This is a genomic window from Sphingobacterium sp. UBA5789 (assembly GCF_002418355.1).
In the GTDB taxonomy this organism is placed as follows: Bacteria; Bacteroidota; Bacteroidia; order Sphingobacteriales; family Sphingobacteriaceae; genus Sphingobacterium.
Genome location: NZ_DIDX01000001.1, coordinates 325,493 through 344,997 on the forward strand (window position 1 = coordinate 325,493; position 19,505 = coordinate 344,997).

The following is a 19,505-nucleotide window of genomic DNA, read 5'->3' on the forward strand; positions in this document are numbered from 1 at the left end:
TATAAATTTTTATGAAAGGTGTATGGTTGGTTACAGAAAATTGCCAGCCAGAGAATTTTAACTTATTCTCCGGATTACTGATAAAGGTAGTCTTTCTATAATTGTCATATACCTTTCTGTTAAACATGGAATGCATGGACGAAGAACAAAAATTTTCTCTTTCCGGTACTTTTCAAAAGTCAAAAGAATACCTGGATTCGCAGATTGAGCTTTTGAAGCTCAAGGCTATCGCTCGCGGATCACGTATGTTAGGTAGTCTTATCTTAGATATCAGTAAAGTTGTATTGACGCTATTTATTGTATTTTTCCTTAGTCTGGCTTTTGCATTTTATTTAGGAGAATTAATGAACAGTAATGCGCTGGGCTTTTTAACCACCGGCGGTATTTTCATTCTTCTGGTAGTAATAGTACGATTGACGGAGACAAAACTGGAAGCTAAATTTATGGATCTTTCTATCCGAAAACTATTGGGGAAATGGAATGAAGAGGATGAGGAAGATGTAAAATCTGAAAATGGGAAACGTAATGAGGAAACCTTTAAAAATAAATAATCTCACCGAGCTAAAAGCCGAAATTGCGAGGCTTAATGAGCTGAAGTTTGAGCAGGAAGCCTATTTGAAGGATCAGTATCATTTGTTAAATAGGAAAATAGAAGCACCTGTGCGTTTCTTCAGATCCATTACTTCCCGTATTCCCGGGGTTGATATTGTCTCGCAGTTATTTTCATCTTCCGGAAACAATAAAGGAACCGAAGATGGTGAAGGTAGTGGATGGGCAACAAAAGCATTGCGCATAGGCGTACCTTTTCTATTGAATAAATTTTTTCTGAAGCGGGCTGGATGGCTTAAAAAAGCACTTGTTTTGCTGGCCTCTGAAACCGCTATTGGCCAGGTAAATAAAGACAAGATATCTTCTGCAATATCCAAATTGTCTGATTACATCCGTCCCGGAAAAAAGAAAGAAAAAAAAATCAAACCAGTGATTGAGGAAGATGCGCCTCATTTTGGTATCCCTCCTGATAGCGAAACTTACTAAGTTTCAGCTTAGTTTTTGTTTTAAGATTTGACTTCTATGATTTTAACGTTATTTTTGCCCATATTTTTTAAAAATGGGTAAAGATAAGTTAAGGAAATTTGCGGAAGTCTCCACTTTCAAAAATGTTGTACAATTAGATGGAGGAAAGGAATTAAAGGGAAAATGGGGTACTCAACATTTTGGTAATAACAATCCGATAGTACTGGAGTTAGCCTGTGGAAAAGGAGAATACACCGTCAATCTTGCCAAGCTGTTTCCGCAAAAGAATTTTATCGGAATAGACTATAAAGGAAACAGAATCTGGAGAGGAGCGAAAACTGCTCTTGAGGAAGGAATTAACAATGTCGGATTTTTGAGAATCCAGATCGAAACTATACTGGAACACTTTGAAGAAAATGAAGTAGATGAAATCTGGATAACATTTCCGGATCCTCAGCCTCAGGACAGCCGGGAAAAGAAGAGACTAACGAATCCTAAATTTTTAGAACGGTACCAATATATAATGAAACCGGATGGTCTGATGCATTTGAAGACTGATAATGACGGTTTTTATGCCTATACTTTAGAACAGATTGATCTTCTTGGTTTGACCAAAGAGGCTCAGACTGATGATCTTTATCATTCAGAACTTGTGGATGATGTACTGTCTATAAAGACGTACTATGAGAAGAAGTACCTGGCACATAACAAGAATATCAATTATGTAAGGTGGACATTTAAAAAATAGTCCTGCATAATTTTTATAGAAATTGTAACTTTAAAGGAGGTAAATAATGACCTCCTTTTTTATTTCAGTATGAATCGTTTCCTTTTTCTTCTTTTTTTATTTGTCAGTCCTGTATATGCGCAGGATTATGTGACTACATATAAGCAAATTATTGATGAGGTAGATCATCATTACGAGGGATATCATAATCTCCGTCATATCACTTCAACAATCGGGCATCGGCTTACGGGGTCTGTAAATGGCCGTAAAGCTGAGCAATATGTGTATGACCTCATTAAATCCTATGGTGTACAAGTTGAATTTCAACCTTTTGATGCCCGGGGGTGGAACAGAGGAACATTACATGTGGAAGTAAAAGTAAGTGCTAAAAATTTCACACCTGTAAAAGCAGTCAGTCTGGCGCATGCTCCGGTAACCAGTGATGTAGAGGCATCAGTTGTTGATCTTGGAAATGGACTGGAAGATCACTATGTAAAGGCCGGAATCAGTATAAAAGGAAAAATCGCTTTGGTTTATCTGGGCGTATTGCCTGGTTCTCCGGTTGGAACTGCTTCTCTGCATCGATCAGAGAAGACAGCCATCGCCTATAAATATGGTGCTGCAGGCATTGTTTTTATTAATCAGGTTAAGGGAAATGTTTTATTGACCGGAACGGCCTCTATTGATGGGGAGTTGATTAAAATTCCTGCTCTGTGTATAGGTTTGGAGGATGGTATGCAGTTAAAAGAGGAATTGAAGAAAAATGGAAAGGGTACAATACGAATTCATATGAAAAATGAAGCCGGTATGATACAGGCAAGAAACATTATTGCAACATTCAAAGGGACAAAATTTCCGGATGAAAAAATTGTAGTCGGCGGACATTTAGATAGCTGGGATCTCGCAACAGGTGCAATCGATAATGGAATAGGTTCATTTGCAGTATTGGATATGATCCGAACATTTGCAAAATTACAGCTAAAGACTGGACGTACGGTGCAATTTGTGCTGTTCATGGGTGAAGAGCAGGGATTGCTGGGTTCTAAAGCTTTTGTTGAAGATCTGATTAAGCATCACGAGTTGGAAAAGGTACGTTATATGATTAACTATGATATGACTAATGCACCAACAGGTTTTTTTAGTTCCCGCTCTGAGGTAAAGGATTTATTTGCAAAGTGGGGAGCGTCGTATGCTAAAGCAGATTCTACATTTAAAAATATCTTTGTTTCGGGAGCATGGCTTCATAGCGATCATCAGCCGTTTTTGCTGAAAGGAATACCTTACGCAGGAGGAGCCGGAGATAAGCTTCCCAATAATGCCGGTTTATACTATCATTCCGACGGAGATGTATTTGGATTGGTTTCTGAAGAAGGAATGAAACAAACCACCAAAAACGGATTAATATTAGCATATTCACTGGCTAATGAGGATAATCTGCCTGTGGCGATATTGTCAGGAGATGTATTGAAAAACTACCTTATAAAACATCAACTTGAAACTCCTCTCCGGATTTCGGGAGATTGGATTTGGTAACAAAAAATAATAATTGTATAAAGAGTTTATCCAAAAGATAAGCTCTTTTTCTTTCATTTACTTTTATTGTCTATATAAAAGTTACGTATATATAAACTTTTTATAAAATGTTAATTTGGATTTAATATTGGCTTAATATTAGAATTGAACCTTTGTGCTGCCTTAAAAAACGCTTTTTTAATATAAAAAAGGGCATTTATTTATTTTACTCACATGTCAGTCTCTTCAAATCAACACAATCCCATAAATCTTTTGACAAATTTATTTAATGAAAATGTCAATTGTTATTATATATTTGTTTTGAATAACCAATCAAAACTAAAAATAACCAAACGTAACTTTTAATAAAAGTAAACAAAACTAAATCCAATTTATACTATGAAAGAATTCTACATTTCGAATATGAAGAAAACTCTCTTTATTCTTCTTTTCTGTTTTGGAGCATTTCAGCACGGGATAGCGGAAGGGGTATTGGCGAATGTCATTCCTGTCAAAGCTGTGGAACAAGAACTGTTTGATATCAAAGGAGTCGTAAAGGATGCTGTCAATGGTAATCCTGTCGAGGGAGTAACGATTCTGGCTGGTAATAAATCTATCAGTAAGACAGATGAAAATGGAAAGTTTAGCTTTTCAGTTCTTAAAGGAACGCAGGTCTCATTCCGTGGTATAGGGTATACCACTCATAATCAAACCATCAACAAAGAGAATAATAATCTGACAATCAGTCTGCAGCCAAATGAAACTGCTTTGTCTGAAGTTGTTGTTACTGCATTGGGGATTAAAAGAGATGAGAAAGCATTGGGATATTCCGCTACAGTAGTGAAGGGAGAGCAATTTACAGATGCCCTTTCCAACAACTGGACGGATGCCCTTTCGGGAAAAGTAGCGGGTGTGAATCTGATGCGTTCTAATTCCGGACCTACGGGGTCTACAAAGATTATTCTCCGTGGAGAATCAAATCTGAATGGTGATCCGGGAGCCTTGATTATCGTTGATGGTATTGTCGTAAGTAATGGTAGCGGGCGTAAGACTGCTATAGGAGGTGAGAATGCTTATGGAACCTCAGCCGATAATATGCCGGCAGATTACGGATCAGGTATTGATGACATCAATCCGGAAGATATCGAAAACGTGACGGTACTGAAAGGTCCGGGTGCTGCAGCACTTTACGGTGCCAGAGGTGCCAGCGGAGCCATTATTATTACTACAAAATCCGGCTCGAAAGGTAAAAAAGGAATAGGAGTTACCGTAAATTCAAATACTGCATTTGAAAGTGTAAACCGCTGGCCTGATATGCAATATGAGTACGGGCAAGGTTTAGATGGTTCGGATTATTACTCTTATGGTACAACTGCAGATGGCACAAGTACAAGCGGAACGAGTTCGGCCTACGGTCCTAAATTTGATGGACAGATGTTTTTTCAGTATGATCCTCTGACCAATACGACAGGAAAGGAGCGTACACCATGGGTACCATACAAAAACCAAATCAGAGATATTTTTGATGTAGGACGTACCTATACCAATTCTGTGAGTATAGATGGTGGTACAGACAGGACAACGGCTCGTTTTTCAGCAACAAATGTTAATAATTCATGGATCCTGCCTAATACAGGTTTCAAAAGAAATACGGTCGCACTATCTGTAAATTCAAAAGTGAGCGATAAATTAACCATCAGTTCCAAAATCAATTATACCAATAAATGGAGTGATAACCTTCCAGGTGCAGGCTATGGAAATCAGTCACTGATGTATTGGTTTATATTCTGGCAGCCAAACGCAGATTTGAATTGGTTAAAAGATTACTGGCGTCCGGGAGAAGAGGGACTTAAGATCAGATATCCGTTTAGTTCTTATCCTGAAAACCCGTATGCGATCTCAAATGAGTTTATCAACAGATCTAATCGTCAGGGGGTAACAGGAAATGTGCAGGCTAGCTACCAGTTTAATAAAGAGTGGAGCTTGCAGTTGCGATCATCTATTGACTTTGCATATGAAGACAGAGCGCAGGAGCGTCCATTTGATGCAGGTAGCAAACTGACGCAGGGCAGTTTCAGGACACAAAGTATTTTTTCTAATGAAAATACAATTGACTTCCTGTTAAAGTATGACAAAAAGATTAATAAGGACTGGAATGTGTCTGCCACTTTTGGGGGAAGCCGCATGCAGAATAAATACAAAAAAGAAGAGTTGCGTGCCGATTCCCTGACCTTCCCGGGTGTGTATACATTTGCAAATGCAAAAGGACCGTTGGATGCACGTCCCTATTCGTCCAAATTTGAAGTAAATTCACTATATGCATTGCTTACAGCAAGTTACAAAGACTATTTATTCTTTGACGTAACAGGTCGCCAGGATTGGTCAAGTACATTGGCTTCTGTCGATGTACCGGATAAGAGTCTTGGATTTTTCTATCCTTCTGTGAATCTAAGTTTTATCGCTTCAGAGTATTTCACACTTCCTAAACAGATTAATTATGCAAAATTGAGAGCTTCCATAGCTGGAGTTGGTAGTGGGGGTACAGATCCATACCTGACAGGATATTCTTATGAAACAGCCGGAAGTCTTTATTCAGGGGGGCTTCAAATGCCAACTACTCTTGGAAACGGCGGGTTGAAACCTTTGAAGACAAATTCATATGAGGTTGGTGCAGATCTACGGTTTTTCAAAAGCCGCTTAGGCATTGACGTTGCTTTATATAAGAGTGAAACAAAAGATCAGCACTTATTACGCTATATAGATCCGTCTACAGGATACAGAAGGTACGTGATCAATGCCGGAGCAGTAAGCAACAGGGGACTGGAAATTGGTCTGAATGGTAAACCTGTTCAGAACAAAGATGGTTTTAACTGGAACATGTTTGCCACATTTACACGTAATACCAACCGTATAGATAATTTACTGGATAGTTCTGTAGTAATACAGACCGGTCCGGTAGCCGGAGGTCAGCTGGTTGCAAAAGTAGGAGGAAGTATGGGTGACTTGTACGGATACGGTTACAAACGCTCTCCAGACGGACAGGTTGTGTATGACGCTAATACAGGATATGCGCTATTGTCTGATGAGATTATCTATTTAGGTAATACGATTCCAAAAGGAAGAGCGAGTATTGGTAGTGATTTTAGTTACAAAGGATTTAAACTGAGTGTGTTATTTGATGCGCAGTTTGGTGGTGTATCTCACTCTTTATCCCATTACAAGCTGGCCGAACAGGGTAAAACAACAAATACATTGCCGGGAAGATATAACGGTATCATTGGGAACGGGGTTGTTCAGAACCCTGACGGCACTTATCGTAAAAATGATGTAATTGCTAAGAATATCGATGAATACTACCGTTCACACTATGGTCAGGATAATGCCGAAGGAAGTGTTTTTTCTACTGACTTTATCAAGTTCCGTGAAGCCCGCTTTGATTATACATTGAATAAAGATGTTACCAAGCGTCTGAAAATCCAGCGTGCTACAGTAGGAGTATATGGCCGTAATTTATTTATCTGGACGGATTGGCCAATTTTTGATCCGGAATTCGGAACATTGAGCGGTACAGATATTGTGAAAGGATTTGAGGTGGCGCAATTCCCTTCAACCCGCACTTTTGGATTTAATATAGTTGTTGGATTTTAAGCGTTAAAAAGATGAAAAAGAACATTATTTATATCATATGTGCATGTGTTGGAATGAGTTTGTTTTTCCAATCATGTGATAAGAATTTTCAGGAGATTAATACAGATCCGAATAAATCGTTAGAAGCTTATCCGTATCAGTTTATGGCTCCGGCACTGGTCAATTCGGTATCGTATAATATGAACCGTAACCGGGGTTTTAATAATGAATTAATGCAGGTGACAGTGAATGTTGGAGATTCTGAAGGAAAGGTATTCCGTTATGATTTCAGACGTAACTGGGCGGACTATATGTGGAACAATTTATATCCGGTACTCAACGGCTGGAGAGAAATGTATAAAAAGGCAGATGGCGGGATTAATGATAATGCATCATACCGCGCGATCTCATTGATCAATCAATCCTGGATATTTTCAATCCTAACGGACACCTATGGAGATATTCCATATACGCAAGCTCTTTTAGGAAAGGATTCCTTGATTATTGAACCTAAGTTTGATACGCAAAAGGATATTTACACGGCTATTTTTGCAAAACTTGATACTGCAAATGCCTGGTTGAAAGCGAATAAATCTATTAATGCAAGTCAGGATCCTGTCTTTCAGGGAAATGTTTCCCGTTGGAGAAAACTGGGAAATTCATTGTACCTCAGATTATTGTTGCGTGTTTCAGGAAAACCAGAGGTCAGTGCTTTGGTACAGGCTAAAATTAAAGAGATCCTGGAGACGAATGCATCAAACTATCCGATTATGACAAGTAATGATGATTCGGCTATACTACGCTGGACTGGAGTTGCTCCCTATACTTCACCTTTTGCGACGGTACGGGAAGCAGATTTCAGACAGCCTGGAATTGCAAGTTTCTTTATCGACAATCTTGTTAACTGGAATGACCCGCGTATCAATACCTCATTGGGGACGAATGGTGTAAACAGATGGAGTATTGCTCCTTATCAAGGTGGATTTGTGGGTGTGCCAAGCGGGTATGCTCCGGGAGAAGGATTTGACCGTAAGGCATATTTCTACTCTACAAATCAGAAAGTAGGGGACTATAATGCGACTACGTTGATGACAGACCCGATGACGGGGATGATTATGAACTATGCCGAAGTGGAGTTTATTAAAGCAGAGGTTGCACTGAAAGGCTGGACAAGCAAGAATGCGGGTGAACTTTTCAAAAGTGGTGTAAAGAACAGTATTACCTTGTGGTTACCAACATGGTCTGTTCCGATTGATGAATATCTGGATGCAGCAGATTTTAACTGGAGCGAGAGTGAAAGTTTTGAAGCTAAAATGCAAAAGATACACTTGCAGAAATATTACAGTTTGTTTCTGGTGGATATGCAGCAATGGTTTGAATACCGAAGAACAGGATATCCGGTATTGCCAAAAGGTAAAGGATTACAGAATAACGGAGAGATGCCATCCCGTATGACCTACCCTGTGGCTATACAATCTACTAACCCAACTAATTATAAGTTAGCTATTGGTATACAGGGGCCGGATGAAATCAATACGAAGGTTTGGTGGCAGAAACCATAATATTCATGATATCAAAATATATACAGATGAAAAATACTCTAAACTATATAGTTTTCGCCTTTGCTATAACGATGATCTTTTCTTCTTGCAATAAAGATGGAAATTATCCGGGAGGTGAAATAAGTCCTTATTATGGGATATATGATTTGAGAAATCTTTATAAAGGGAGTGCTGTTGAGCTGAATACAGAATCTCTTGAGGGGTCAAATATGCTGACCGGTGTCGTCACATCCGATCACAGAGAAGGTAATCTTCCTGCAGGTCTGTTGACTATGCAGGACAAAAGACGTCTTAATAAACTAAGAGGGATTGCTATTAATTTGGGGGATGCTGCCAAAAACTATCTTCCTGGCGATTCTATCGTTGTCAATGTAGTTGGCGGAAAACTGGAACGCGTGAATGGTATTTTACAGATTTCAGGTTTGGATAATTCGAAGATCAATAAGGTCGCAGAAGGAGTCAACATTCCCTTAAACCGTGTTAATATCAATGCCATTCTGAATAAGCCGGATCAATACGAAAGTACACTCGTTGCGATAGTGAAAGGAATCTTTACACCTGTTCCGGGGCCGGAGGCAACGCTTGCAGGAGATAAAGTGATCAACGACGGATTTGGCGATATGACTTTGAAAACTCAAGCAAATACCTCATTTTCATCAATGCGTCCTCCTGGAATGGCTAATTATTATGGTATTATCTTCAGTGAGCAGGCTGCAGACGGTACCCTGAAACCATATGAGGCTGTTAGAAGTGCTGCGGATATTGTAGTGCTGGGATCGGAGAAAGAAGAAACACCAGTAGTGATATCCGGATTTGTTAGCGATGCAAAAGGAGGTGATGGAAATTATGAATACATTCAGTTTCTGGCTACTCAGGATATTGATTTTTCAGTTACTCCATACGCTGTTGTCGTAACAAATAATGCAGGAGCATCGCAGCCTACAGGTTTTCCTGAAAAAGGCTGGGCTACAGGTAATCAACGTACATATAAGCTGAACCTGACAAAAGGGATTGCTAAAAAGGGTACATTTTTCTATGTCGGAGGTATATACAAATTAATCAACGGATCAGCTTCCACGGATATTTCAGCTGCAAACTGGATATTAAACTACGATTATGTCAATAAAAATGGCTTTGACTTTGGAAATAAAACGGGGGGACTTCTTGCGAATTCCGGTTTTGCTTCCGGTATTGCCATTTTCAAAGGTACAACCGTTACAGAGGCTACTTATCCGGTAGATGTGATGTTTGTGATTGGTAGCGGTGGTAGTTTGAACGGAAATGGCAGAGGTTACCGTATAGCAAATTCAGATTACTATGATAAGATCAATCCTATTGATCTGAAACCTCAGCCTTTTTATCTGAGCGGCAGCAATACACTCGGTCTGCAATATAACACAGCAGATCTGGGATATTTTGTCATGTTGGGTGGCGAGTATAATACAAGACTCGGAAGATGGACAAAGGCCAGATCACAGAATAATATATTAATGACTAAACAGTCATTGTTGTCTGAGATTGAGACGGAATTGTCTACAAAACTTGTTGAATAATACCTATTAGAAATATCTTACTATTACGGAAGGGCGGTACTATTGAGTACTGCCCTTTTTTAGCTCTGTTTTCTAAAATAATTCCTTCTCCTTTCTGAGGAGAGGGTTAGGGAGAGGTTCAATAGTATCTACTTGTGTCCGTTGGAGTCTTCGGCAAAGGTTTAGTAAGTGTCAAGTTGCCGGTGGGTACACGGCCATACGTGACCTGAATTTAAGAGTAAAACCTGTTCCCTCTCCTTTCTGAGGAGAGGGTTAGGGAGAGGTTCAATAGTATCTACTTGCGTCCGTTGGTGTCCCCATCAATGGTTTAGTAAGTGTTAAGTTGCTGGTGAGGACACCGTCAGACGCAACTTTAATTTATGAGGCTCTAATTTTTCCAATCCGATCATCACAAAAAAATCCCCTACAACAAAGAGTGCAGGGGATTCAATAAATGCTTTAAAGCATTCTAATATGCGATCGATTTATTTATGTTTGAGGAAATCTACCATAATGTTGGCACTTTCATCCATTACATAGTCAAAATCTATTTTTGGCTGAGGTTCGCCTTCTTTCCATACAGGCTTACCATGCAGTTTTAATTCCTCATTGATTCTGTTTCGGTTTTTAACCTTATTTGCTTCACGTTCTTTTTTCAGTTTAGCTTCATTCAGCGTGACTTTAGGGACAGAGTCTAATTTGTTAAAAGTATCGATATCTTCCAGTAAGAATTTATATTCCTGTGATTTCTCCATTCTTGCTTTATGGATAGCTTCCAGTTTTTTGGTAACGTCATCTAAGTTTGCAACTTTTTTGAAGTTTGTAGACTTGATCTGATCCCAAGGCAATGCTGCAGGTTCTGAACTTTCGCCGAATTTTTCTGCAGAGAACTGCGTTGGGAAAGTAATGTCAGGCGACACACCTTTGTGTTGTGTACTGCTACCATTGATTCTGTAGAATTTACCCATTGTGATATTGATCTGTCCGAATTCAGGCGCACCGTTAGGGGTGTCAGGATCTTTTTCACCTTCTGCCTTTAACAATAAGCGGCTTGTCGCACTGATAAAACGGGACATGTCGACAGCAGATTGTACAGTACCTTTTCCATAACTCTGGGAGCCTAAGATAAGTCCTCTGCCATAATCCTGAATAGCTCCTGCAAAGATTTCTGAGGCTGAAGCCGAGAATCTGTTGATAATAACACCGAACGGTCCGCTCCAGGCCATACCTGCTTCTTCATCATTATCCACTTCTATTCTATTGCGGGTATCACGAACCTGTACTACCGGGCCCTTATCAATAAATAATCCGGTCAATTCGATTGCTTCCTGGAGGGATCCACCGCCGTTGCTTCTTAAATCCAGAATTACAGCATCCACTTTTTCCTGTTTTAATGTATCCAGAATTAATCTTACATCACGCGTTGTACTTTTGTAGTTTGGATCGCGTTTGCGATAAGCATCAAAGTCTATATAAAATTTGGGAAGATTGATCACCCCTATTTTGTAGGTTTTGCCATCATCTCCCTTTACCATTTTTATCTCTTTTTTAGCTGATTCTTCTTCCACAACGATCTTTTCTCTTTTCAGGGAAACAATCTTTGGCTGAGCGGTCATTTCCTGACCGGCAGGGATAATTTTTAATCTTACAATTGTACCTTTAGGTCCTTTGATCTTCGCTACGGCAGCATCTAATCGCCATCCTATGATATCTTCAAATTCACCCTTTTCGCCTTGAGCGACACCGATGATTTTATCATTCATATGAAGACTTTTGTCGCGGAAAGCAGGCCCTCCAGGCAATACTTCTGAAATAGTAACAGCTTCATTGTCTATCATCAGTCGGGCTCCTATACCTTCGAATGTGTTGGACATACCTTCGTTAAAAGCTTGTGCAAATGAAGGATTATAGTATGTTGTATGTGGATCTACAGCATCTGTTAATGCAGACATGATCAACTGAAATGCATCATTAGCATTTGTTTTTTTTGCCTGAGAAATCAGATTGTTGTAACGCTTACGCAAGGTTTCTTTTTGTTTAGCGGCATCATCTTCTTTACCTGTGCTGCTGAGTTTAAGATTCAGGAGATCATATTTTACTCTTTTGCGCCAATGTTCTTTAGCTTCTTCATCTGTTTTGAACCAATTGAGCTTTTCGCGATAACCCGTATAATAATCATCCTGATTAAAATCCTGAGGAACATCAATCTGTGCTAATGCATAATTCATTCTTTCCAGGTAGCGTTTTGAATACACATTGAAAATATGAAATGCAGCTGAAAGATCTCCGCTTTTGAAATCCTGACTTAGTTCATTTTTGTATTGCTGAAACTCATCAACATCCGATTGGAGGAGATAGGTTTTGCCCTGATCCATGGATTTGATCAAATTATTAAAGACGAGATTAGAAAGCGAATCGTTCATCGGAACTTTCTTATAGCTGACATTCTCTAATAGATTTGCCACTTCTTTCGCTATAATCTCGTGCTGCATGGTGGGTTTTACGCCTCCTTCCCCTTCTTCCAGATTGACCCTTGGCTTGGCGCCACAGGCTACAATAGAAACGATAGAAAGAGCAAATACTAGATTTTTAAACATAAATTTATAGTTGTTAAAATTCATTCGCGTGAAACAAAATTGATTGTTCGACTCTTAAACGTTAAAATTAAATAAAAATGTATGATGTATATGTTACAAGGACTAAATATAGTAACTATTTTACATCCAAAGTCAAATATTATTACAAATCTGTGTCTTAAACGGAAGTAACATTATAAAAAAACAAAATGAAAACATGAGGGTTAAACATACAGGATGACGACTAATTCAAATACAGATATGAAAACAATTCTTTTAATACTACTTACAATGGGAATGGTACAGACAGGTTTTGCTCAGCTTAAGGACATAGACTATAGCGATGGGGAACAAAAGCTAAAGGGATTATTATCCGGGGCAGATCAGAAAAATAAACCGGGAGTATTGATTCTGCCCGCATGGATGGGGATTGATGATGAAGCAAAGACTGCTGCTGAAAATCTGGCAAAAGCAGGATACACAGCTTTTATTGCTGATATATACGGTCAGGGAAATATACCAAAGACTTCTGCTGAAGCCGGTAAAATTGCAGGGCAGTTCAAATCCGATTATGCGTTATATCAGCGGCGGATCAAAGCGGCTTTGGATGAACTGGTAAAACAAGGAGCGGATCCGCAACGTATAGCTGTTATTGGGTATTGCTTTGGCGGAACGGGTGCATTAGAAGCTGCACGCGCGCAACTACCTGTTAAAGCTGTGGTATCTATACATGGCGGTCTTGGTAAGGGTGAACGAGCCAATGGCCCTGTCCGTACTAAAGTATTGGTATTACATGGAGCTTCGGATGCAAGTGTGCCGGCAAGTGATATTGTGGCTTTACAAAAAGAACTGGATGACGCTGCGGCTGACTGGCAAATGATCTATTATGCAGCGAGCAAACACACGTTCACTAATCCTAAATCGCAGGATTATAATCCATTGGCTGCAAAACGCTCCTGGCAACATTTGATGATGTTTCTGGAGGAAGTTCTGGAGAAGTAAAATATAAAGGCCTTATCAAAAAAAACTCCCCGTTTCATAAGAAAACGGGGAGTTTTTTTGATCTAAGGATTGCTTTAATATATCTTAAGCCTGTTTATTTGAATAGTTCAGCTCGTAGTGCCCAGTATTTTTCGAGTGATTCCTTTGCGGAGTTGTAGTCTTTTAATTTCATAAACAGTTCACCGATTTTGTTTTCAATCGCCAATTGCAAAAGCTTATTGTCTTCTTTTTCGGCTAATTTTCGGGCATTTATAAATTCATTTTTGGAAACTTTCAGGTTGCCATCATCAAATTTGGATTCGGCCAGCATATATTCCAGTTCTGCCAGTTCTCCGGGCAGACTTTTTTTCTCTGCCAGTTCGCGTGCCTGTAGGAGAAACCATTGCGCCTGTGTATGCTTTTTCTGCATCTGATAGATCAGAGCAAGTTGTTCCCATGCCAGTATCTTCCCTTCGTAAGAGCGGGTTTTGTTGTAGAGCGGAATGGCTTTTCGGATAATGGTTTGCTCTGCAGATTTGAAATCTCTGTCAAATGCCTGAATTGTAGCAATCTTAACCAAAGAATTCGCCTGATCCAGGTATGTTTTATTCTGAATCGCATTTTTATAGTACTGCTCCTGAAAGTTGGCCGCCTGTTCAAATTTTTGATCAAACAGATAAAGGTTTGCCAAATTGAACTGAATAATGGACAGATCATTTTTGTTTTCTGTCTTTTGTACCGTAGATAGTGCTTCTTCCAGTTGTTTTAATGCAAGCGGATAAGCTCCGTTTTTGATCGCATACAATGCGGACTCATTCAAAAGGCCATACAGCGTATTCATATTGTCTGCATTGCGGGTCTGCTGAATAATGATTTCCCATGCCTGCGGTGTTGCAGGGAGAGGGGAGATCAGATATTGCAGCTGGGCAGAATTGGAAGTCAGCTTATAATCAATCAGAAAGCGTTGTAAGGTAAGCGCGATGGCAATTGTATCTGCGAAGGTTTGTTTGTTCTTATATGCATCATGCAGAATTTCTTCTGTGGTACGGGGTGCAGGAACAAAATAGACAGGAGGGCCTATACCGGCAAAGTTAGGGTTGTATTTGCTGATGTAACCGGCAGGATCTTCCTGATCTTTTTGCTGTGCAAAAGATGGATTAGAAATTGAAAACAGACCAATCGTTAAGAATAAGATTAATCCGGTAATATGCATTTTATATTTAGTCATAAAAAAAGATAACATCATATGTGAAAACAGAGCTCTTCAGGAGAGGTCCTTCTGTAAAGTTATTGTAATCCGTTGAAAGTCCATGAAAAATCTGTTAAGTTTGTTACTATCATGGCAACACGAATTCCATTAGCAGAACGAATGCGTCCCCGAAATATTGTCGGATATGTCGGACAGGAGCATATTGTAGGAGAAGGTGCGGTATTGCGAAATGCACTGGAACAAAATAATATTCCATCGATGATACTCTGGGGTCCTCCCGGAGTTGGGAAAACCACTTTAGCGTTGTTAATGGCTAAAGCATTGGACAGGCCGTTTTTTAGTCTCAGTGCAATACAGTCGGGTGTTAAAGATATCCGGGAAGTCATTGAGAAGGCGGGTCAACTGCAAAAATTCAATCAGGAACAACCTATACTTTTTATAGATGAGATTCATCGGTTCTCGAAGTCCCAACAGGATTCACTTTTGGGAGCTGTAGAGCGCGGACTGGTTACATTAATTGGCGCCACAACAGAAAATCCATCTTTTGAAGTAATCTCGGCCCTCTTATCCCGGTGTCAGGTATATGTATTGAAACATCTGACGGAAGAAGAACTGATCGGTATCGTAAACTCGGCTATATCTGAAGACGAATTTCTGAAAGAAGAGAAAATAGAAGTTAAAGAATATGAAGCTTTATTGCGTCTTTCGGGAGGAGATGCCCGAAAGCTGCTGAATGTGCTGGAACTTGTGGTAAATGCTTCTCTGAGTCTGAATAAACCTATTACAAATGAATTTGTGCTTAAACAGGTGCAACAGAATATGGCGATCTATGATAAAACAGGAGAACAGCATTATGATATTATTTCAGCTTTTATCAAGTCGATAAGGGGGAGTGATCCTAATGCTGCTGTTTATTGGCTGGCCCGTATGATTGAAGGTGGAGAAGATCCTTCTTTTATTGCCCGCCGTTTGTTGATCCTCGCATCAGAAGATATCGGCAATGCCAATCCCAATGCGTTATTGCTGGCTAACAACTGTTTTCAGGCGGTAAATGTCATAGGCTGGCCGGAATCGCGGATTATATTATCCCAAACGGTGACATATCTTGCCAGTTCAGCAAAAAGCAATGCATCATATGAGGCTATTAATAAAGCGCAGGCTCTTGTAAAGCAAACGGGGGATCTGTCCGTACCTCTTCATCTCCGGAATGCACCTACTAAACTGATGAAAGAACTTAATTATGGTACAGAATATAAATATTCACATGCGTTTCCGGGTAATTTTGTAGATCAGGAGTTTATGCCGGATAAGATCAGTGGTGCTTTACTGTATGATCCCGGGAAAAATGCGGCAGAGGAGAAGCTTCGCCAGTCTCTTAAAGAAAAATGGAAAAATAAATACGGGTACTAAAAGCTTCTTGTTGGAGGATAAACGGTTGCGGCAGTGTCTGGACTGATCAGCCCGTTAAATCAGATAAAGAACTTTATTTTAACCTTTTCTTGGACAGATCGATGACTCTTCATTACCTCAATCTGTAAAATATTGACTGATGTCTGAAGCATCTGTTAATTTTACGAAAGTTGTATATCCTACTAAGTTTATCTAGATTTGTAACCTACATGGCATTACAATCATTTATTGCAATAGATTTCGAGTTAGCAACTGCTGCTTACAATAGTGTATGTTCTGTTGGTATTGTACGTGTTGATCAGGGTGTAATCACAGACGAATTTTATAGTCTGGTCAAACCTCCTAAGAATGAATACATGTGGCAGACGACGCGTGTTCATGGCATCAAACCCAAAGACACCGCAGATGCACCTACTTTTGAGGAGATCTATCCAAAGATTAAAGATCTTCTTCAGAACAGAAAGATGGTCGCTCATAACGAGAAGTTTGATCGGGAGGTGCTATCCAAAACAATGAAAGCATGTGGTCTGGATTATCGTGAACTTCATTTACCAGTCATGTGGGAGTGTACAAGCAAAATCTATAGGGATAAGGGCTTTAAAAAAACAAAGCTTAATTTATGCTGTGAGATTATGGGTATAGACCTGAATCATCATGAGGCCCTGTCAGATGCAAAAGCAGCTGCTTTCCTTTACCTGAAGCAAAATGAAGTCACCCAGGAATTGTTAGATCGTGTATTTCCTGCGGAAGAATTATTGATTCAGCCGGATGAGATAGCTAAAAATGGCGAATCACAAAATGGAAGTGAAGGTATTGTATAGTAGATCCTAAACACATTTATTCATAATACCGGATTATAGGTTTCAATTGAATCAGAATATATGGATGCAAATCCCCTATTAAACAGTAAAATATATATTGCAGGGCACCGGGGAATGGTCGGCTCGGCAATAGAACGGGTCTTACGTGCCCGTGGATATACCAATATTATTGGCAAAACCAGTAGTGAGCTTGACCTTCGGGATCAGCAACAGGTTGGAGATTTTTTTGAAAAGGAAAATCCTCAGGTCGTGATTGATGCTGCTGCGCGCGTAGGTGGAATACTTGCCAATAGTACTTATCCCTATCAATTTCTGATTGAGAATCTTCAGATCCAGAACAACCTGATTGATTTTGCGGTCAAGGGAAATGTCGAAAAGTTTATATTTTTAGGCAGTTCCTGTATTTACCCTAAGTTTGCTGCACAGCCATTGACGGAAGATTCTTTATTGACAGATACACTGGAACCGACTAATGAGGCTTATGCAATAGCAAAGATTGCAGGTGTAAAAGCCTGCGAAGCTGTCAGGAAGCAGTATGGTAAAGATTTTGTCAGTCTGATGCCCACTAACTTGTACGGAGTAAATGATAATTTCGATCTGAACAGCTCGCATGTATTGCCTGCTATGATTCGTAAATTTCATGAAGCTAAATTGGCGGGAGATCAGCCGGTTACACTTTGGGGATCAGGGACCCCATTGCGGGAGTTTTTGTTTGTAGATGATCTGGCGGAGGCCACAATTTTTGCATTAGAAAACACTTTGCCCGAGCATTTGTACAATGTAGGTACAGGAGAAGATCTGAGTATACGTGATCTGGCTTCTACAATACAAAAAATTGTAGGGCATAAGGGTGAAATTTTGTGGGATTCGGAAAAACCGGATGGTACTCCACGTAAATTAATGGATGTGTCTAAAATGCATGCTCTGGGTTGGACACATAGGGTTGAACTGGAGACGGGCATACAAACTACTTACCAGTGGTTTTTAGCAAATACTGATCGCTATAAAGAAGTAAAATTGTAGTTTTGCTTTGTTCAAATATACTTTATCAAAATAGTTGTAAGGACACAGCCAGAGCGTAAAAGCAGATAAACAAAGTAACGATATCACATAACAGAAAAAACGGTAATCATATAAAGATGAAACAGCATTAATCACGGGAATCACTGGACAGGACGGAGCTTATTTAGCCGAATTGCTTTTAAGCAAAGGGTATATGGTCCATGGGATTAAGAGTAGATCATCATTATTTAATACTGCCCGTATCGATCATTTATATCAGGATCCCCATCATCCGCATCAACGGATAAAGCTCCATTATGGGGATTTGACAGACTCCATGAATCTGACCCGTGTTATTCAGGAAATACAGCTGGATGAAATCTACAATCTTGCTGCGATGAGCCATGTTAAGGTTAGCTTTGATACCCCCTGAATATACAGCCAATGCAGATGGAATAGGTACTTTGCGTATTCTGGAAGCTGTGCGTCTGTTAGGATTAGAGAAAAAGACAAAGATATATCAGGCTTCAACTTCAGAATTATACGGTCTTGTACAGGCTGTTCCGCAATCGGAAACTACACCTTTCTATCCTAGATCTCCTTATGCTGTAGCAAAGATGTATGCATACTGGATTACGGTCAATTACCGGGAGGCTTATGGTATGTATGCCTGTAATGGTATTCTTTTTAATCACGAGTCTCCATTGCGTGGAGAAACTGTTGTAATGCGTAACATTACAAGAGCTGTGGCTAAGATCGCATTAGGTTTGCAGGATAAGTTGTATATAGGCAATCTGGATGCTCAGTGGGACTGGGGACACGCAAAGGATTATGTAGAGGCGATGTATCTTATTCTTCAACAGGAAAAACCGGAAGATTTTGTAATTGCGACAGGTGTAACCACAAAAGTTCGTGAATTTATCCGTATGGCATTTGCAGAGGTCGGTTTTCACCTGCAATTTGAAGGAGAAGCAGTCGATGAAGTTGGAATTCTGGATTATATAGACGAAGCTATAACAAGTGTTTTGTTAAAAGGTTATACTCCGACAGTCAAGGCTGGAGATGTTTTGATTCATGTTGATCCAGCATATTTCCGTCCTACAGAAGTAGATTTGCTGATTGGCGATCCTACAAAGGCGAATACACAATTGGGCTGGAAACCTAAATACGACCTGGCCGGATTAGTACAGGAGATGGTTGCATCAGATGTAGATTTATTTAAAAGAGACTGCGAACTGATGAAAGCCGGGCATAAAGTTGTTAATCAGGCGGAGTAAGTTTTTATTTTATATAGCGCAAGCATAAGCGAAGCGGTGCTTGTGATCCGGCTGTTTAATGAATTAGATAAAAGTAGACACTGGTGCCAAAGAAGTGACAAGGATCAAACCAGATTAATTCTCTCCTTTTCAAGGAGAGATGCCCGCAGAGCAGAGAGGTTTTAGTATAGTTATAGTCTTCTAGGCGTAGATAGACGTCCGCCATAGAAGCGACAACGGTTTCGCGAATTAGTTTTTCTCTCCTCTTTTTTATC

15 protein-coding genes are annotated in these 19,505 nt (G+C 39.7%); 13 read left to right on the forward strand and 2 right to left on the reverse strand.

Features of this window, described 5'->3' with window-relative positions; translation table 11 throughout:
- The first annotated feature begins 134 nt into the window (after nucleotides 1-134).
- From B4B65_RS01430 to B4B65_RS01460, 7 genes are all read left to right on the forward strand, one after another.
- Nucleotides 135-551 carry a hypothetical protein gene (locus B4B65_RS01430; RefSeq protein WP_002998088.1) on the forward strand — a complete coding sequence of 139 codons (417 nt, stop codon included), beginning with the start codon at nucleotides 135-137 and terminating at the stop codon, nucleotides 549-551.
- Entirely contained in the window at nucleotides 526-1,035 is a 510-nt protein-coding gene (locus tag B4B65_RS01435) for a hypothetical protein (protein ID WP_201681203.1), read from the forward strand. The genes B4B65_RS01430 and B4B65_RS01435 overlap by 26 nt, the downstream gene beginning before the upstream one ends.
- 73 nt (nucleotides 1,036-1,108) lie before the next feature.
- Nucleotides 1,109-1,762, forward strand: coding sequence for a tRNA (guanosine(46)-N7)-methyltransferase TrmB (gene trmB, locus B4B65_RS01440; protein WP_201681204.1), 654 nt, complete (start codon nucleotides 1,109-1,111; stop codon nucleotides 1,760-1,762).
- A 69-nt stretch (nucleotides 1,763-1,831) separates the two neighbouring features.
- Nucleotides 1,832-3,274, forward strand: a complete 1,443-nt coding sequence (locus tag B4B65_RS01445) for a M28 family peptidase (protein ID WP_293912700.1) — start codon at nucleotides 1,832-1,834, stop codon at nucleotides 3,272-3,274.
- A 378-nt stretch (nucleotides 3,275-3,652) separates the two neighbouring features.
- The gene (locus tag B4B65_RS01450) at nucleotides 3,653-6,901 is read left to right on the forward strand and encodes a SusC/RagA family TonB-linked outer membrane protein (RefSeq protein ID WP_293912703.1); all 3,249 of its coding nucleotides are present in this window, start codon (nucleotides 3,653-3,655) and stop codon (nucleotides 6,899-6,901) included.
- Between the two features lie 11 nt (nucleotides 6,902-6,912).
- A complete protein-coding gene (locus B4B65_RS01455; RefSeq protein ID WP_293912705.1) occupies nucleotides 6,913-8,442 on the forward strand; it encodes a SusD/RagB family nutrient-binding outer membrane lipoprotein in 1,530 nt (509 codons plus the stop codon).
- 26 nt (nucleotides 8,443-8,468) lie between these two features.
- Nucleotides 8,469-9,995, forward strand: a complete 1,527-nt coding sequence (locus B4B65_RS01460) for a DUF5689 domain-containing protein (RefSeq protein WP_293912707.1) — start codon at nucleotides 8,469-8,471, stop codon at nucleotides 9,993-9,995.
- 464 nt (nucleotides 9,996-10,459) lie between these two features.
- Here B4B65_RS01460 and B4B65_RS01465 read toward each other — a convergent pair whose 3' ends face one another.
- The gene (locus B4B65_RS01465; RefSeq protein ID WP_293912709.1) at nucleotides 10,460-12,571 is read right to left on the reverse strand and encodes a carboxy terminal-processing peptidase; all 2,112 of its coding nucleotides are present in this window, start codon (nucleotides 12,569-12,571) and stop codon (nucleotides 10,460-10,462) included.
- Between the two features lie 240 nt (nucleotides 12,572-12,811).
- On the opposite strand from B4B65_RS01465, the gene B4B65_RS01470 reads away from it, so the two are divergent.
- A complete protein-coding gene (locus B4B65_RS01470; protein WP_293912712.1) occupies nucleotides 12,812-13,552 on the forward strand; it encodes a dienelactone hydrolase family protein in 741 nt (246 codons plus the stop codon).
- A 94-nt stretch (nucleotides 13,553-13,646) separates the two neighbouring features.
- Here the strand turns inward: B4B65_RS01470 and B4B65_RS01475 are convergent, their stop codons facing one another.
- Nucleotides 13,647-14,777 carry a tetratricopeptide repeat protein gene (locus B4B65_RS01475; protein WP_293912715.1) on the reverse strand — a complete coding sequence of 377 codons (1,131 nt, stop codon included), beginning with the start codon at nucleotides 14,775-14,777 and terminating at the stop codon, nucleotides 13,647-13,649.
- Between the two features lie 93 nt (nucleotides 14,778-14,870).
- Between B4B65_RS01475 and B4B65_RS01480 the strand changes: the two genes are divergently transcribed.
- The 5 genes from B4B65_RS01480 to B4B65_RS01495 all read left to right on the forward strand — a co-directional run bounded on the left by B4B65_RS01480 (nucleotide 14,871) and on the right by B4B65_RS01495 (nucleotide 19,251).
- Entirely contained in the window at nucleotides 14,871-16,151 is a 1,281-nt protein-coding gene (locus B4B65_RS01480) for a replication-associated recombination protein A (RefSeq protein WP_293912717.1), read from the forward strand.
- A gap of 209 nt (nucleotides 16,152-16,360) precedes the next feature.
- Nucleotides 16,361-16,972, forward strand: coding sequence for a 3'-5' exonuclease (locus tag B4B65_RS01485; protein ID WP_293912720.1), 612 nt, complete (start codon nucleotides 16,361-16,363; stop codon nucleotides 16,970-16,972).
- Between the two features lie 60 nt (nucleotides 16,973-17,032).
- Nucleotides 17,033-17,995 carry a GDP-L-fucose synthase family protein gene (locus B4B65_RS01490; RefSeq protein ID WP_293912722.1) on the forward strand — a complete coding sequence of 321 codons (963 nt, stop codon included), beginning with the start codon at nucleotides 17,033-17,035 and terminating at the stop codon, nucleotides 17,993-17,995.
- Nucleotides 17,996-18,167: 172 nt separating this feature from the next.
- Nucleotides 18,168-18,407: a GDP-mannose 4,6-dehydratase gene (locus B4B65_RS21665; protein WP_409590539.1), complete on the forward strand. Its 240-nt coding sequence runs from the start codon at nucleotides 18,168-18,170 to the stop codon at nucleotides 18,405-18,407.
- A complete protein-coding gene (locus B4B65_RS01495; protein WP_409590538.1) occupies nucleotides 18,379-19,251 on the forward strand; it encodes a GDP-mannose 4,6-dehydratase in 873 nt (290 codons plus the stop codon). The genes B4B65_RS21665 and B4B65_RS01495 overlap by 29 nt, the downstream gene beginning before the upstream one ends.
- Nucleotides 19,252-19,505: the final 254 nt, after the last annotated feature.

Excerpts from the sequence above, each read along its gene's own strand:
- B4B65_RS01430 (WP_002998088.1), top strand. The coding sequence starts at position 135 with ATGGACGAAGAACAAAAATTTTCTCTTTCCGGTACTTTTCAAAAGTCA.
- B4B65_RS01480 (WP_293912717.1), top strand. The coding sequence starts at position 14,871 with ATGGCAACACGAATTCCATTAGCAGAACGAATGCGTCCCCGAAATATT.
- B4B65_RS01470 (WP_293912712.1), top strand. The coding sequence starts at position 12,812 with ATGAAAACAATTCTTTTAATACTACTTACAATGGGAATGGTACAGACA.
- B4B65_RS01475 (WP_293912715.1), bottom strand. The coding sequence starts at position 14,777 with ATGATGTTATCTTTTTTTATGACTAAATATAAAATGCATATTACCGGA.
- B4B65_RS01490 (WP_293912722.1), top strand. The coding sequence starts at position 17,033 with ATGGATGCAAATCCCCTATTAAACAGTAAAATATATATTGCAGGGCAC.
- trmB (WP_201681204.1), top strand. The coding sequence starts at position 1,109 with ATGGGTAAAGATAAGTTAAGGAAATTTGCGGAAGTCTCCACTTTCAAA.
- B4B65_RS01485 (WP_293912720.1), top strand. The coding sequence starts at position 16,361 with ATGGCATTACAATCATTTATTGCAATAGATTTCGAGTTAGCAACTGCT.
- B4B65_RS01460 (WP_293912707.1), top strand. The coding sequence starts at position 8,469 with ATGAAAAATACTCTAAACTATATAGTTTTCGCCTTTGCTATAACGATG.
- B4B65_RS01445 (WP_293912700.1), top strand. The coding sequence starts at position 1,832 with ATGAATCGTTTCCTTTTTCTTCTTTTTTTATTTGTCAGTCCTGTATAT.
- B4B65_RS01435 (WP_201681203.1), top strand. The coding sequence starts at position 526 with ATGAGGAAACCTTTAAAAATAAATAATCTCACCGAGCTAAAAGCCGAA.
- B4B65_RS01495 (WP_409590538.1), top strand. The coding sequence starts at position 18,379 with ATGTTAAGGTTAGCTTTGATACCCCCTGAATATACAGCCAATGCAGAT.
- B4B65_RS01465 (WP_293912709.1), bottom strand. The coding sequence starts at position 12,571 with ATGTTTAAAAATCTAGTATTTGCTCTTTCTATCGTTTCTATTGTAGCC.
- B4B65_RS01455 (WP_293912705.1), top strand. The coding sequence starts at position 6,913 with ATGAAAAAGAACATTATTTATATCATATGTGCATGTGTTGGAATGAGT.
- B4B65_RS01450 (WP_293912703.1), top strand. The coding sequence starts at position 3,653 with ATGAAAGAATTCTACATTTCGAATATGAAGAAAACTCTCTTTATTCTT.